The following is a 14,644-nucleotide window of genomic DNA, read 5'->3' on the forward strand; positions in this document are numbered from 1 at the left end:
GAAGAAAAAGTGCACTAGTGTGGTTAAAATGAACTAGTTCACTTGGGCACGGGATCAGGAGGTACGCGGTGGCTCAGCCGGAACCGCTCTACCGGCGCATCGCCGGGGAGTTCGAAGCCCGGATCCGGTCCGGGGAACTCCAGCCGGGGGACCGGCTGCCGTCCATCCGCCAGATCTCGGAGCGCTGGGGGATCGCGATCGCGACGGCGACCAGGGTGCTCGCCACCCTGCGCGAAGACGGGCTGGTCGAAGCGAAGGTGGGCTCGGGCACGGTGGTCAGCGCGACGCCGGGCCGGCCGCGGCCCGCCGCCCGCCCGAAGGCGCCCGCCGCCCCGCGGCCGCCGGGTGGCGCCAAGCAGGCGCTCGGCCGCGAGCACCTGCTGCGCACGGCCATCGCGATCGCCGACGTCGAAGGGGCCGACGCGGTGTCCATGCGCCGGGTCGCCGCCGAACTCGGCGTGGGCACGATGTCGCTCTACCGCCACATCGCGAACAAGGACGATCTGGTGACGCAGATGGCGGATCTGGTCTTCGGCGAGGCGGAACTACCCGATCCGGGTCCGGCGGGGTGGCGGGCCAAGCTCGAACTTATCGCGCGGCGGCAGTGGTCGTTGTGCTGGCGGCACCTCTGGCTGCCCAAGGCGGTTTCGTTCACCCGGCCTTCGCTCGCGCCCAACATGATGGTGCACACCGAGTGGACCCTGCGCGCTCTCGGCGGGCTCGGCCTCCCGCTGCGGACGCGGATGCAGGAAGCGCTGGCGTTGCACTCGCTGGTGGTCAACCTCGCACTGTCCACAGCGGACGAAGTGGAGGCCGAGCAGGAGACCGGGGTGAGCCTGGCGAGGTGGTTGCAGGCGCAGCGGGCGCGGACCGAGGAACTGTTCGCCAGCGGGCGGTTCCCGTTGCTGGCTCGGGTGCACGAGGAGTCGGCCCCCGATCTCGACGAGCTCTTCGAGTACAGCCTCGCCCGCCACCTCGACGGCTTCGCCCTGCTCGTGGGCGAAGCCGTTCCCGTGCCCCATCGACAGTGAGGAAGGCGCCCGGATGCCGGACGGCCAGCACACCATCATCGACGCCCACGTCCTGCTCGTCCGCGACGGTGACGTCCTGCTCACCCGCCGCCGCGGCACCTACGGCGACGGGATGTGGCACCTGCCCTCCGGCAAACTCGACCCCGGCGAATCCCTGCTCGCCGCCGCGGTTCGCGAAGCGCGCGAAGAAGTCGGCGTCCACATCGACCCCGGCGACCTCCGGCACGTGCACACCCTTCACGTCACCGGCTCCGGCCGGCGGCCACGGCTTGGCATCTTCTTCGCCACCCACCGGTGGTCCGGGGAACCCCGCAACCTCGAACCGGACAAGTGCTCGGCCGTCGGCTGGTTCCCCCTCGACGCCCTCCCCGAGGAGGTCATCCCGTACCCGCTGGCCGGAATCCGCGCTTACACCGACGGTTCGCCCTTCGGCCTGCTCGGCTGGGCCGCCGACCCGGCCCGGCCGACCTGCTGACCGTTCCCGGTTACCAGGCAACAACTCCTTCGTCGTCGAAGAAGCTGCCTCGGGGGCCGTCGTCGGGCAGGGTGGCGAGGTGGAGGGCGATCGCGGCGCCCTGTTCGGGGGTGCGCGGGGCGTTGAAGCCGGTGAAGTCGGTCGCGACGTAACCGGGGCAACCGGCGTTCACGATGATGTTCGTGTCGGCGAACTGGCGGGCGTACTGCGCGGTGATGCTGTTGAGCATGGATTTCGACGGTGCGTACGCGGCCATGATCGGGCCCGTCCGCAACGCCAGCGAACCCATCGAACTCGACATGTTCACGATGCGCGGCGAGTCCGCGCGGCGCAGGAGCGGGAGCACCGCGTTGGTCACCCGGATCACGCCGAACACGTTGGTGTCGAGCACGGCCCGGACGACGTCGAGGTCGAGCTTCGTCGGATCCTGTGTGCCACCGTCGATCCGGCCGGAGATGCCCGCGTTGTTGACGAGCACGTCGAGCCGTCCCGCGGTCCGCTCGACGGTGTCGGCCGCCGCCGCGGCGCTGTCGTCGGAGGTGACGTCGAGCGCGACTCCGAACGCGTCGACGCCCTCAGCCCGCAGGCGTTGCACAGCGTCCCCACGCCGGGCGTCGTCACGCGCGCCCACCGCGACGGTGAAACCGATTTTTCCCAGGCCCTGCGCGATGGCGAAGCCGATGCCCTTGTTCGCGCCGGTGACCAGCGCGGTCTTCTTGTCGTTCACGTGTTTCATGCTCGGCGCGCCGCGCGCCCGTGTCCAAGATCGAGTCGGTCGGCTGTGATACCCGCCGGGTATGGTCGTGCGGTGGACGATCTCGAGACCCGCGAACTTCGGTATTTCCTCGCTGTGGCCGAAGAACTGCACTTCGGGCGCGCCGCCGTCCGGCTCGGGATCGCGCAACCACCGCTGTCCCGCGCGATCGCCCAGCTGGAGCGGCGGCTCGGAGTCCAGCTCCTCCAACGAGACCGTCGCGGCGTGGAACTCACCGACGCCGGCCGGATTCTGCTCCGCGAGGCACGAACGGCCCTCGACGCGGTCGCCGCCGCGGCACGGCGGACGCGACGCGCCGGGCTCCCGAACCGGCCGCTGGTGCTCGCGACCAAAGCCGGGGCCTCCCACGAACTGCTGCAGCGACTCCTCGACTCGGCCGGCCCGGACGAGGTCGAGGTCCTGCTGTGCGAGGTCGGAGAACAGGCGCAACTCCTGCGTGACGGCCGGGCCGACGTGGCGCTCATGCACCGGCCCTACGACGACCTCGCCGGCTTCGACACCGAAGACCTCCACGTCGAAGGCCAGGTCGCGATCCTGCCCGCGCGGCACCCGCTCGCCTCCCGCGACCGGCTCGAACTGGCCGAGGTCAGCGACGTGCCGGGCCTGCCGATCGCTCGCTGGCCCCGTCTCGACGGGTCCTATCCGGACGGACCGGGACCGGAAGTGCGTACGCAGTCCCAACTCGCGCAGCTGGTGGCGCTGGGCAGGACGCTGCTCGTCATCCCGGCCTCCAGCCGGGCCTGGCAGTGGCCGGAACACGTCGCCGTCCCGGTCGTCGACGCGCCGGAGGTCACCACCGTGATCGCCTGGCCGTCGAGCAGCCGCTCCCCGGCGATCGCCGCCCTGGTCCGCGCCGCGGCGGGGGCATGATCGACGGCCGGGACGGCGAGACCTAGGATGCCGGTCGACAGGGGGATGAACCACATGGACGCAGACCGGAATCCGGACAACGCGATCTACGCCGAGCGCGGCGATCTGTTCGACATGGCACCGGAGCCCGCCGAGTTCGCGCGCCGGCTCACCCCTCACGTTTTGGCTCGAGGCATCGGAAGGACAGGCTGCCGGCGGCCCGGCGACAGACACCTGGTGAGCTGACGAGAGAGAATCGAATGAGCAAGGACAACGACTTCGTCGAGGTGATCGCGCGCGAGGTGGCGGCCGATCCCGACAACCTGGCGCTGCGCGAGGACTTCGTCACGCTGCTGCTGGAGCAGGACCCGGGCCGCGCCGCCACCGAGCTGACGGCGTTCGAGGCGCACGGCGGTGATCCGGCGCGGGTCCGCCTGCTGCGTGCCCGGCTGATGGCCGCGCGGCTGCGCACCTCGACCCCGCCGCCCGCCGAAACCGCGGCACCCGCGCCGAAACCGGTACCGGTCCCGGTGGACGAAGACCGTCAGGACACCGGCGCCGCGGTGTCCATGTGGGACGCCGAACGCCCGGCGGTGACGCTGGCCAACGTCGCCGGTCTCGCCGAGGTCAAACGGCACCTGGACACCGCGTTCCTGGCGCCGCTGCGCAATCCCGAGCTGGCGGCGGCGTTCGGGCAGAAGCCGGGCGGATCGCTGCTGATGTACGGCCCGCCCGGGTGCGGCAAGACGTTCATCGCCAGGGCGATCGCCGGTGATCTCGGCGCGTCCTTCATCCACGTGACGCTCGCGGACCTGCTCAGCAAGTGGATCGGGGAGAGCGAGAAGGCCATCCAGAGCGTGTTCCGCCACGCCCGCGCGGCGGCGCCGTGCGTGATCTTCTTCGACGAGTTCGACGCGCTCGGCGGACGGCGGACCTCCGGTGGTGGTGGGTCGCAGGCGATGCGGATGCTCGTCACCCAGCTGCTGGAGGAACTCGACGGCGTGGCCGGGGCCAACGACGGGGTCTACTTCCTGGCCGCGACGAACCGGCCGTGGGACATCGACCCCGCGCTGCGCCGCCCGGGCCGGATCGACAAGACGGTGCTGGTGCTGCCGCCGGACGCGGTCGCCAGGGCGGCGATCGTGCAGGGTGCGCTGGACGGCAAGCCCGCCGCCGAGGTCGACGTGGTCGCCGTCGCGGCGGCGACCGAGGGGTTCTCCGGCGCCGACCTCGCGCACCTGACGACCACCGTGCTGCAGGAGGCGATGGTCGAGTCGATGAGCCGCGGTGAGCTGGTGCCGGTCACCACCGACGCGGTGCTGACCGCGGCCGGTGGCGTCGTCCCGTCCACGGCGTCGTGGTTCGACCAGGTGGCGCCGGTGCTGGAGTACGGCGTCGACGACGGCACCTTCGACCAGCTCCGCGCGTACCGGGTCAAGCGGGGCATGCGATGAGCGGGGCCGTGGCGAAGGATCTGGACCTGGCCTGGGAACTGCTCGCCGCGCAGCCGACGCACCCGCAGGTCGCCGAGCTGGCGCTGCGGGTGCTCGCGGCCCAGCCGGAGCGGAACAGCGCGCTGATGGCGCTCGGCAACCACCGTCACGCGTGCGGTGAGCTCGACGAGGCGCGGCGGTTGTTCCTCCAGGTGGCCGGTCGCCGCGACGGGTGGTTCACCATGGCGGCCCGGTCGCTGCGGCGGCTGGAAACCACGGCGAACAACCACGACGAGGCGTTGCGGTGGGCGCGCACCGTGGTGGCCGAGGAGCAGGAGGAGTGGGACGACCGGATGCAACTGGGCCACGCCCAGGCCCGCGCCGGCGAGCACGAGGCCGGGTGGCGCCACCTCGACGAGGCGGTGGCACTGTGCTCGCGGACCGCGCCGGACGACCTCTCCGAAGCGCTCCGGAAACGGGCGGAGTACCTGCTGGGGAGCTTCGCCCCGCCCGAACGGTTCGCGCCCGCGGCCGAGGAGGCCATCCGGGCCAACGCGGCGGACTCCTGGGTCGCCGTGCTGCTCGGCTTCGCCTACATGGCGCAGTACCGGTTCGAAGACGCCGAACAACTCGGGTTGCGCCAGCTGCGCGAGGACCCGACCGACGACGTGGCGCAGAGCCTGGTCGAGGGAGCCAGGGCGATGCTGCGGATCGTGGAGAAGGCACGCGACGAGGACATCACCCTGGAGGACATCCAAGGCACCGGCGCGGTCGAGATGGCGTGGCGGCAGATCCGCGACGAGCAGATCGGGGTCGACCTGCCGTCCGCGCTGGCGGCGCTGGACGGCGTGCTGCCCGACGGCCTGCGTGCCACCCTCCGGCCGGGGGCCGAGGACCTGGCCGGGCAGAAGGTCGGCTCGATGGCGGCGAAGCACCTGGTGGCCCGGCACGACGGCCAGGAGGCGGGCACCGGTGCCGCCTGGGGGACGGACGAGCCGTTCCGCCTGCTGTCCGCGGCCGAGATCCTCGCCATGGACGCCGAGATCGAGGCCGATCCGGCGGCGCACCCCGGCTGGCCGGAGAACGAGGTCTGGGAGCAGGTGATGACCGACGACGCCGGTGCGTACCTGGTCGCCGTCGCGTTCGGGACGCTGGTCAAGCGCCGGCCGGGACAACCGGACGAGCCCGTCGCCGCGTCGGTGGCCGACTGGATCTGGGACCGGGTGGCCGCTTTCGGCGGATCGGACCCGCGACCGGCGCCGAGGAAGCCCGAGTAACGCGCGAGACGGCGGTTCGACCCGTGGGCCGAACCGCCGCCTCGGGCGATCAGCGTTGCAGGGTCAGCAGACCCGGCCGGTAGGGCAGACGGCCGTAGTCGCCGCCCGAGTTGGGGTCGCGGCCCTGGTAGAGCAACTGCAGGTTGCAGGGATCGATGGTCTTGGTCTGGTCGGGGTTCGTGCGGATCAGGTCACCGTGGCTGATGTCGTTGGTCCAGGTGGCGCCGCTGTTCGCCTTGCCGGCGAAGGGATTGCTCTCGCTCGTGGCCTGCGGGGTCCACGAACCGCCCAGGCTGCTCGAGGTGAACGAACGGAAGTAGCGCCCGTTGTTCCCGATCGCCTCGACGATCATCAGGTACTGGTTCTGGCCCTGGACCTTGTAGACCTCGACGGCTTCGAACAGGTTGTTCGTCGTGTCGCTCATGATGGTCGTGTAGGACGAGCCGAAGTTCCCCGGGAAGTTCCCGAGCGGCATGCTGGACCGGTAGATCTTGCCGTTGTCCCCGGCGAAGAACAGGTACATGTTCGTGCCGTCACCGATCAGCGTCTGGTCGATCGGGCCGGTGCCGGAGCCGGTGATGCTCGCGGTGGACAGCGTCTGCGGGGCCGACCAGCCGTTCGGGTTGGTGGGGTCGCTGGAGGTCCGGTAGCTGAACGCGGGCCCGCCCCACTGGTAGGCGAGCACCCAGATGTTCTTCGGCGCGAAGTACAGCAGCGTGGGTGCGACGGTGCCGGAGTTCATCGTGTTCTGGCTGGCCGAGGCCATCTCGGACCAGTTGGTGAACGGGGTGAAGTTCATCGAGCCCCAGCTCGTGCCCGTGTCGTGCGTGGTCCCGTAGACCAGGTGCTTGCCGTTGTGGACGACGTGGGTGAAGTCCTTGAGGGAGACCCAGCCCTGCTTCGGTTGCGCCAGCGGTCCGGTCGACGTCCACTTGTAGGTCGACGGGAGGGTGCAGGCGCCGGGAACCTCGTCCACCCTGGCGAGCTGCCACTGCTGGTTGGTCCCGTTCCAGTCGCCGTACTGGACGATGGCCGCGCCGTCCGCGGTCGACGCGCCGGACACCTCGACGGCCTTGCCGCTGTTGCGGTTGATCAGCCGGACGTGGCCGCCGTCGGAGTCGGCGAGGCGGAACTGCTGGTTGGCCCCGTTGAGGTCGGGCCACTGCTGGATCTTCCCGCCGTCGGCGGTCGACCAGTTGGTGACGTCGAGCACCTTGCCGGAGTTCTTCGACTTCAGCCGGTAGTAACCGCCGCCGGAGTCGACGAACTGCCACTGCTGGTTGGCGCCGTCGTGGCGGGCCCACTGGTGGATCGCCGCGCCGTCGGCGGTGGACACGCCGGAAACGTCCAGCGCCTTGCCGCTGTTGCGGTTGACCAGCACGTACCAGGCGCTCGTGTCGACGGTCGCCGCCGAGGCGGGACCGGTGTCGAGCGCGACCAGCGCGCCGGCCGAGAGAACGGTCGCGAGCAGGGGGATCAGCGCGCGGGCGCGGGGGTTTCGCCGACGGCGGGGAGCTCGACCCGTCGAACTCATGGTGGTTCTCCTTCAGCATCAGGGCCGCACGAAGCCAGCAGCGGGGAGGGCAAGCTGGGAGCGCTCCCAACCGTACTGCGGCCGCTGGGTGACCTCCAGGCGTTCTTGCTTCCCGAGTTCGGTCACGCCCGTGGTCGGGACCGTGGATCCGCAGGTCAGGGCCGGGAAACGCGGTGATAAGGCCGCGTGCCGGAGGCCGGTGCGTACTCCGGCCCGCCGGATGACGGCCGATCGGTGGCCCGTCGCGGGAGCGAAATCACCGGCGGTGGGTGTTCGCCGGTCAGGCGGTGTTCTCGCCGGTGTGGCGGTCCAGTTCGGCGCGCAGGGCGCCGATCTCCTCGTGGGCTGCGGACAGTTCGGCTTCGAGGCCGGCGATGCGCGCCGCGGCCTGCAGGGGGTGGCCCTGGTCGAACAGCTCCCGCAGTCGCGCGGCCTGCTCCAGCTGGCGCCGCGAATACCGGCGGTGCCCGCCCGCCGAGCGCTCGGGGCTGACCACGTCGGCGGTGTCGAGGCTGCGCAGGAAGGCGGTCTGCACGCCGAGCAGTTCCGCGGCCTGTCCCGTGGTGAACGCCGGGAAGTCCTGGTCGTCGAGCCTGCCCAGATCTGACACCAGTCCTCCTTTCGCAGCAGTTCACTCACCTTAGGTGCAGCGACTGGTTGACACAACCTCCAGTGCGCGCTACATATTTTCCCGTAGCGGGAACAGGAAACCTGAGTCGAGCGTTAGCAAGTACGAACCGCCTCCCCAGCACGGGAGGCCTCGAGAGGAGGACGACATGATGTTGATGCGCACCGACCCGTTCCGTGAGCTCGACCGGCTCACCCAGCAGGTCTTCGGCACCCAGGGCACCAGCGCGCGCCCGGCCGCGATGCCGATGGACGCCTACCGCGAAGGCGACGACTACGTCGTGCGGTTCGACCTGCCCGGGGTCAGTGCCGACACGATCGACCTGGACGTGGAGCGCAACGTGCTCACCGTGCGGGCCGAGCGGCAGGCCGAGTTCGGCGACGATGTCGAGGTCAGCGTGTCCGAGCGGCCGCGCGGGGTGTTCAGCAGGCAGCTGTTCCTCGGCGAGTCCCTCGACACCGAGCGCATCGCGGCGGAGTACCACAGCGGGGTGCTGACCCTGCGCATCCCGGTCACCGAGCGGGCCAAGCCGCGCAAGATCGCGGTCGGCTCCCGCGAGGACGCCAAGCAGATCGACGCCTGACAGTCCCATTCGCTGCTGCCCCGGCCGCCCCGCGGCCGGGGCAAGGCTGTGCCCCTGGACCACGAACATGTTCCACACCACGCTGTTCGGCTACGACCGGACCGACGTCGAAGACCACCTGAGACAAACCGAACTGGCCCACGCGAAGCTCGCGGACGAGCGTGATGCGCTCGTGGCCCGCTGTCGCGAACTCGAACGGCGCCTCGCGGCCGCGCACGACCAGAACGCCGAACTGCGGGCAACTGCCGCCCTGCTGCGCCGCGAGCCGATCGACGCCGCCGCCCTGCAGGAACGATTGCGGGGCATGCTCGATCTCGCCCGTGAGGAGGCGGCCGAGCACCTGGCCGCCGCGCGTACCCAGGCCGCCGAGCACCTGGCCGCCGCACGCGCCCAGGCGGAGGCTGAACTCGAGCGCGCTCGTCGCGAGGTGGCCGGGCTGCACCACGTGCGCGACCGGCTCCGTGACCAGCTGGCGCGGGCGGGCGCGCTGCTGGCCCAAGCTGAGTCCACAGTGGACGGGGAGGAGCGGCCTCCGCACCTGGCCGCGGCGTAGCTCCGAGCCGGTGGCTGCTGCCGCAGCCTCTTTGCCCGGGCAGAGCGGCGCCCGGCCATCGCCAGCCGCGTGCCGGGCTGTCGCCAACCGCGCGAAGCGGGCGCCCCGAGTTCGCTGGTGGTTACCGCGGCGCCCGCGGCTCGCCGGGCTTTCGGAGGTGTGCTCGGGAGCGCCCCGGATACCCGGCGGCCGCCCGCGAAAAACCGCTCTTGACGGCCGGACCAAGGCGACTTACAGTTCGCCCGAAACTTTCCCGTTCGCTTTCGAAACTTTCGGGAGTTCGGATGAAGCCGTTCCGCCTGCTCACCGTCGCGCTGACCGCGCTGGCGCTCCTGGCCCCCCTGCCCGCGACGGCTTCGCCCACGCACGGCCACGACGAATCCCTGCGGGAGGCGGCGCCGCGGGGCTTCCGCATCGGGACCGCGGTCGCCGGCGGCGGGCACCACGAGACGATGCCGTACCCGGACCCGTTCACCGCGGACAAGCCGTATCGCAAGCTGCTCGGCACCGAGTTCAGCTCGGTCTCGCCGGAGAACCAGATGAAGTGGGAGTACCTCCACCCGGAGCGCGACCGGTACGACTTCACCGCCGCCGACGCGATCGTGCGGTTCGCCCAGCGGCACCACCAGGTCGTCCGCGGGCACACCCTGCTGTGGCACAGCCAGAACCCGGATTGGCTGGAGAACAGCGACTTCACCCCGGCCCAGCTGCGCTCGATCCTGCGCGACCACGTGCGGAAGGTGGTCGGCCGGTACCGGGGCCAGATCCAGCAGTGGGACGTGGCCAACGAGATCTTCACCGAGACCGGGGCCTTGCGCACCACCGAAAACATCTGGCTCCGCGAACTCGGCCCCGGCATCATCGCCGACGTGTTCCGCTGGGCGCACCAGGCCGACCCCCACGCGAAGCTCTTCTTCAACGACTACGGCGTGGAGGGCGTCAACGCCAAGAGCGACGCCTATCTGGCCCTGATCCAGCAACTGCGCGCCCAGGGTGTGCCGGTGCACGGGTTCTCGGCCCAGGGCCACCTGAGCCTGCGTTACGGTTTCCCGGCGGATCTGGAGACCAACCTCAACCGCTTTTCCGCGCTGGGGCTGCACACCGCGATCACCGAAGTCGACGTGCGCATGGACCTCCCGGAAAGCGGGGTGCCGACCGACGCGCAACTGGCCCAGCAGGCCGACTACTACCAGCGCATGCTTTCCGCGTGCCTCAACGTCCGCGGCTGCGATTCGTTCACCATCTGGGGATTCACCGACAAGTACTCGTGGGTGCCGGTGTTCTTCGAAGGGGAAGGCGCGGCAACGGTGATGTGGGACGACTTCTCGCGCAAACCGGCCTACCACGTCCTGCGCTCGACACTCGCCGCCGGGCGCTGAGCGCGGACGGCGTTCCCGCACCTCAGCCGGTCGAACCCCGTTACCTATGGCGGCCGCGGCGAAGGCCGACAATGGTCCCGTGCACGTTCCCGAGCTGCTTCGACGCGCCACCGACCTCATCCCCGACGACGCGAGAAGCGACGCCGGTCTCGTAGCCGCCGACGTCCGTGAATACCTCGTCGAGGACGAGTGGGATCTCGCGCTCGGCATTCTCGAGGACTTCGACGGAATCGAGTGGCAACCCGTCGAATACTGGGATCTCCTCGTCGAGGCCGCCCGGCAGCTGTTCCTCGAACGCCGGGCCGCCTGGTGCCGGTGGCGAGGCTGGGAAACCCGCAACGGCGTGGTCAAGGCCGACCTCCAGCTCGTCGCACCCGAAGCCGGGGGCCGTCACCTCCCGATCCCGGGGGACGGGAAACTGCGGCCGATGTGGGCGATCGGCCGGGCCGCGCCCGGGCCGCACGAGGATCTGCACATCGCGAGGATCTGGGTCGAATTCGCGCCCGAGCTCGAACCCGGGGGCCGAGGTTCGGTCAGGCTCGCCCCGCTCACACCATTGAACTGGCGTCACCTCGCACCGGGGGACCCGATCACCATGCACGAACGCTCGCCGGTCGCGGGAATGGCGACGATCACCGAAATCCGGATGTGATCGTCACTGGAGCGCGAGCACGGCTTCGAGGGTCCGGATGGCGGTTTCACGCAGCCAGACGTGGGCGGGATCGTTGTGGTGGCGCTGGTGCCAGAGCAGGTGGAGGGGCACTTCCGGGAGGTCGAGCGGCAGCGGCAACGTGGTCAGGCCGAGCTGGTCGCGAGCGGCGCGGGTAACCGCCTCGGGCAGGGTCACCACGAGGTCGGTGTCCCGGGCGAGTTGCAGCGCGGTGGCCGTGGTGGGGGCGGAGGCGATGACGCGGCGCTCGTGACCGAGTGCGGTGAGGGCGTCGTCGATCCGGTCGCGCAGGCGTCCGCGCCGGGAGACGGTGACGTGATCGGCCGCCGCGTACCGCTCGGCGGTCACGGGCCCTTCGGCGAGCGGGTGGTCCGACCGGACGGCGAGGGCGAGCCGGTCGTGGCCGACGAGGTGGTGACGGAGGTCGGGCAGGGACGGCGGGCCGGCGCTGGAGGCGAGGTCGACCTCGCCGCGGCGCAGTTCGGGGGTGTCGTCACCGGGTTCGGCGGTCAGCCGCAGGCGGACTCCGGGGGCCTCGCGGTGGACCGCGGCGATCAGGCCGGTGCCGCACGCGGTGGCGAGGGCGTCGTGCCAGCGGACGGTGAACACCCGCTCCAGCGTCGCCAGATCGAGGTCCGCCTGAGCGGACAGCAACTGGTGCGCCTGCTGCACCAGGGCGTGCACCTCGGTGCGCATGGCCACCGCGCGGGTGGTGGGCGTCATGTGGCGGCCGGTGCGGACCAGGATCTCGTCGCCGGTGGCCTTGCGGATGCGGCCGAGCGAACGGCTCATCGCCGGTGCGGTGACGTGGAGGCGGGCGGCGGCGCCGGCCACGCTGCCCTCTTCCAGCAGCGCGTCGAGCGCGGTGAGCAGGTTCAAATCCAGTTGCATGGGAGTAACTGTACAAGTGCCGAACATGCACTTGTTGTTAATGGTTGGGCTCACTAACTTCGACAGCGCGGGGCCGGAAAGCGTTCCGCTCCAACGAAATCCAGGGAGTTACGTGATGAGCACAGTCATGCCCGCCGACCTCGACCGGACGCTCCTGTCCGCGGTGACCACCGCGGTGCGGGACGCCGGAGCCACCCTGCGGGAGCGCTACACGACACAGGCGCGAGGGGTGAGCCTGACGGAGATCGTCGCCGAGATCCACGCGAACGACGAGGCGGTCCTCGCCGTCCTGCGTGAGCCGCTGCTGCGGGCGCGGCCGGGTTCGCGGTGGGTGGAGGACGAACTGGAGGGCGGGGCGCTCCCGCCCGGCGAGTGGTGGGTCGCCGACCCGGCCGAGGGCAACATCAACCACGTGCACGGCATGCCGGACTGGGCCGTCACGGCCACCCTGGTCCGCGACAACCAGCCCGTGCTCACCGTCGTGCACCTCCCGCTGACCGGCGACACCTACACCGCCACCGCCGGCGGCGGCGCCCACCACAACGGCGAACCACTGGTGGTGTCGGCCAAGAGCGACCTGGGTGCCGCGCTGATCGGCACCGGCCAGGCCCGGCCAGGGGAGAGCACGGACTCCTTCCGCCGGATCGGCGAATCGGTCACCGCCATGCTCACCGCCGGCCTCGTCGTGCGGGTGTCCGTTCCGGCCACGCTGCAGCTCATCCACGTCGCCGCCGGGCGCATGGACGCCTTCTGGCAGTTCTCCGACGTCCGTTCCGGTCTCGTCGCCGGTGCCCTGCTGGTCACCGAGGCCGGCGGCACCGTCACCGACCTGGACGGCAAGCCCTGGAGCGCGGCCAGCGGCGACTTCCTCGCCGCCGCCCCCGGCCTCCACGCCGCCGCACTCGACGTCCTCTCTTTTTAGGAGCAATCCATGACCAACATCGGCATCCTGGGCGCCGGTCGCGTCGGCACGAGCCTCGCCCACGCCCTGTCCTCGGCGGGCCACGACGTCACGCTCGGCCGCCGTGAGAACGGCGACGAGGCGGGCACGGCGATCCGTTACGCCGACCACGCCACCACCGCCCGCACCGCGGACATCGTGATCAACGCGACTCCCGGCGACAGCACGCTGGAGCGGCTCACCGGCCTGCGAGCCGAACTCGCGGACAAGATCCTTATCGACGTCTCCAACGCCACCCGCGACGACGCCGACGGCCTGCCCGGAGCCCTGTGCTATCCCGGCAGCAGCCTTGCCGAACAACTCCAGGCCGCCCTGCCCGGCACCCAGGTGGTCAAGACCCTCAACACCATGCTGTTCACGGTCATGACCGCGCCCGGGGCACTGGCCGTCCCGCCGACGGCGTACCTCTCCGGGAACGACGAGCGGGCCAGGAAAACCGTCGCCGGACTCCTCGGCGATCTGGGCTGGGACTCCGCATGGATCGAGGATCTCGGCGACATCACCACCGCCCGCGCCACCGAAGCGATGATCCTCGTTGTCCCGCATATCTTGCGCCGCAACGGTTTCACCCCCTTCGCCGTGTCCATCGCACGCTGACCAACGGGAGCACCCATGACGACCACCGTGCCGGTCGATGTCGCCGAGCTGACCGAGATCAAGGCCTACATCGACTTCGCGACCAGCGCCCCGGCAACCGTCCAGGAGGCACTGGGCCTCGGCGTTTCGCGGACCGGACCAGCCCAGGCACTCGCCGTTCGCGAAGACCCGAGCTACTTCTTCAACCGGGCGGGCGGGTTCGGCACCGGCCGCCCGATCACCGCCGACGACCTGATCCCGCTCTGCGACTTCTACCGAGAACACGGTGTGGCGCAAGGATCTTTGATGATCGCGCCGCCCCTGCTGCCGCCCGACTGGGCCGGCACCGCCGCGGAACTGGGCCTCACCGAAGGCAGCCGGTTCGTCAAGCTCGGCCGCGACCTCGACACCGCGGACGCCGGGATTCCCGCGCTGCCCGCGGATTGGCGAATCGGCGTGGTCGAAGCCTGGCAGGCCCACGAATGGGCCACCGTCATGCAGACCACCTTCGGGTTCACCGCGCCGGACCTGATCGAGATGGCCGCGTCCTTCGTGGGCAAGGAGAACTGGCGGCAGTACGCGGTCTGGGACGCCGACCGGATCGTCGCGGTCGGGAGCGTCTTCTTCCACGGCGAATGCGCGCACATGTTCGCCGGAGCCACCCACCCGGACGCGCGTGGCCGCGGTGCGCAGTCCGCGCTGATCGCCGCCCGCCTCCGCGCCGCCGCGGCCGAGGGCTGCCGGTGGATCGTCGCGGAAACCGGTGCGGAAGGACCTGGCGAGCACAACCCGTCCTTGCACAACCTGCTGCGCGCCGGCTTCGAGCCGATGTACGACCGCGCCAACTGGCAGTGGCATGCGTGAGGCCACCACCGTGGTCATCACCCGACACGAAACCGACCGCCTGCTCGAATGGACCGTTCTCGCCGCGCGGGCGGCCGATCCGGTCGGGCACCGCTTCGGTTACCGGCTCGAACCGCGGGGCACCGGCATCCTCGCCCGGACCGTCGAATGACCCCGGCCCCACAG

Annotated in this window: 18 protein-coding genes; 14 read left to right on the forward strand and 4 right to left on the reverse strand. The window is 70.8% G+C overall.

From position 1 onward, the window contains the following. Positions 1-68: 68 nt before the first annotated feature. Positions 69-1,031, forward strand: coding sequence for a GntR family transcriptional regulator (locus JYK18_RS26435; protein WP_206806183.1), 963 nt, complete (start codon positions 69-71; stop codon positions 1,029-1,031). A gap of 13 nt (positions 1,032-1,044) precedes the next feature. Further along, the gene (locus JYK18_RS26440; protein ID WP_206806184.1) at positions 1,045-1,506 is read left to right on the forward strand and encodes an NUDIX domain-containing protein; all 462 of its coding nucleotides are present in this window, start codon (positions 1,045-1,047) and stop codon (positions 1,504-1,506) included. 10 nt (positions 1,507-1,516) lie between these two features. Here JYK18_RS26440 and JYK18_RS26445 read toward each other — a convergent pair whose 3' ends face one another. After that, positions 1,517-2,242 carry an SDR family oxidoreductase gene (locus tag JYK18_RS26445; RefSeq protein WP_206806185.1) on the reverse strand — a complete coding sequence of 242 codons (726 nt, stop codon included), beginning with the start codon at positions 2,240-2,242 and terminating at the stop codon, positions 1,517-1,519. A 72-nt stretch (positions 2,243-2,314) separates the two neighbouring features. Between JYK18_RS26445 and JYK18_RS26450 the strand changes: the two genes are divergently transcribed. Genes JYK18_RS26450 through JYK18_RS26465 form a run of 4 tightly spaced genes read left to right on the forward strand, consistent with a single transcriptional unit; the run spans position 2,315 to position 5,840 of the window. Then, a complete protein-coding gene (locus tag JYK18_RS26450) occupies positions 2,315-3,151 on the forward strand; it encodes a LysR family transcriptional regulator (protein ID WP_206806186.1) in 837 nt (278 codons plus the stop codon). A 54-nt stretch (positions 3,152-3,205) separates the two neighbouring features. Beyond that, positions 3,206-3,376 (forward strand): hypothetical protein, encoded by a 171-nt coding sequence (locus tag JYK18_RS26455; RefSeq protein ID WP_206806187.1) that lies wholly within the window; start codon positions 3,206-3,208, stop codon positions 3,374-3,376. Positions 3,377-3,390: 14 nt separating this feature from the next. Continuing rightward, complete coding sequence (locus JYK18_RS26460; protein WP_206806188.1) at positions 3,391-4,584, forward strand: 26S protease regulatory subunit; 1,194 nt, start codon at positions 3,391-3,393, stop codon at positions 4,582-4,584. An 8-nt stretch (positions 4,585-4,592) separates the two neighbouring features. Further along, positions 4,593-5,840, forward strand: coding sequence for a lipopolysaccharide assembly protein LapB (locus tag JYK18_RS26465; protein WP_206806189.1), 1,248 nt, complete (start codon positions 4,593-4,595; stop codon positions 5,838-5,840). 49 nt (positions 5,841-5,889) lie between these two features. On the opposite strand, the gene JYK18_RS26470 is transcribed toward JYK18_RS26465, so the two are convergent. Both JYK18_RS26470 and JYK18_RS26475 read right to left on the reverse strand, forming a co-directional pair. Next, a complete protein-coding gene (locus JYK18_RS26470; protein WP_206806190.1) occupies positions 5,890-7,374 on the reverse strand; it encodes a non-reducing end alpha-L-arabinofuranosidase family hydrolase in 1,485 nt (494 codons plus the stop codon). A 280-nt stretch (positions 7,375-7,654) separates the two neighbouring features. Beyond that, on the reverse strand, positions 7,655-7,984 hold the full coding sequence (locus JYK18_RS26475; protein ID WP_206806191.1) for a MerR family transcriptional regulator: 330 nt from the start codon (positions 7,982-7,984) through the stop codon (positions 7,655-7,657). Between the two features lie 169 nt (positions 7,985-8,153). On the opposite strand from JYK18_RS26475, the gene JYK18_RS26480 reads away from it, so the two are divergent. The 4 genes from JYK18_RS26480 (at position 8,154) to JYK18_RS26495 (ending at position 11,169) form a co-directional block, all read left to right on the forward strand. After that, positions 8,154-8,585: an Hsp20/alpha crystallin family protein gene (locus tag JYK18_RS26480; RefSeq protein WP_206808131.1), complete on the forward strand. Its 432-nt coding sequence runs from the start codon at positions 8,154-8,156 to the stop codon at positions 8,583-8,585. A gap of 67 nt (positions 8,586-8,652) precedes the next feature. Next, positions 8,653-9,138 carry a hypothetical protein gene (locus JYK18_RS26485; protein ID WP_206806192.1) on the forward strand — a complete coding sequence of 162 codons (486 nt, stop codon included), beginning with the start codon at positions 8,653-8,655 and terminating at the stop codon, positions 9,136-9,138. 284 nt (positions 9,139-9,422) lie between these two features. Further along, complete coding sequence (locus JYK18_RS26490; RefSeq protein ID WP_206806193.1) at positions 9,423-10,517, forward strand: endo-1,4-beta-xylanase; 1,095 nt, start codon at positions 9,423-9,425, stop codon at positions 10,515-10,517. 79 nt (positions 10,518-10,596) lie between these two features. Then, a complete protein-coding gene (locus JYK18_RS26495; RefSeq protein ID WP_206806194.1) occupies positions 10,597-11,169 on the forward strand; it encodes a hypothetical protein in 573 nt (190 codons plus the stop codon). A gap of 3 nt (positions 11,170-11,172) precedes the next feature. Here the strand turns inward: JYK18_RS26495 and JYK18_RS26500 are convergent, their stop codons facing one another. Continuing rightward, a complete protein-coding gene (locus JYK18_RS26500) occupies positions 11,173-12,078 on the reverse strand; it encodes a LysR family transcriptional regulator (RefSeq protein ID WP_206806195.1) in 906 nt (301 codons plus the stop codon). Positions 12,079-12,193: 115 nt separating this feature from the next. On the opposite strand from JYK18_RS26500, the gene JYK18_RS26505 reads away from it, so the two are divergent. From JYK18_RS26505 to JYK18_RS26520, 4 genes are read left to right on the forward strand one after another with little or no spacing between them, the layout of a single operon-like run. Further along, entirely contained in the window at positions 12,194-13,000 is an 807-nt protein-coding gene (locus JYK18_RS26505) for an inositol monophosphatase family protein (RefSeq protein WP_242582101.1), read from the forward strand. Between the two features lie 9 nt (positions 13,001-13,009). Continuing rightward, positions 13,010-13,636 (forward strand): NADPH-dependent F420 reductase, encoded by a 627-nt coding sequence (locus tag JYK18_RS26510; protein ID WP_206806196.1) that lies wholly within the window; start codon positions 13,010-13,012, stop codon positions 13,634-13,636. 15 nt (positions 13,637-13,651) lie between these two features. Next, the gene (locus tag JYK18_RS26515) at positions 13,652-14,479 is read left to right on the forward strand and encodes a GNAT family N-acetyltransferase (RefSeq protein ID WP_206806197.1); all 828 of its coding nucleotides are present in this window, start codon (positions 13,652-13,654) and stop codon (positions 14,477-14,479) included. Then, entirely contained in the window at positions 14,472-14,630 is a 159-nt protein-coding gene (locus JYK18_RS26520) for a hypothetical protein (protein WP_206806198.1), read from the forward strand. Before JYK18_RS26515 ends, JYK18_RS26520 begins: the two co-directional genes overlap by 8 nt. The last annotated feature ends 14 nt before the right edge of the window (positions 14,631-14,644 follow it).

This window comes from Amycolatopsis sp. 195334CR (genome assembly GCF_017309385.1).
Lineage (GTDB): Bacteria > Actinomycetota > Actinomycetes > Mycobacteriales > Pseudonocardiaceae > Amycolatopsis.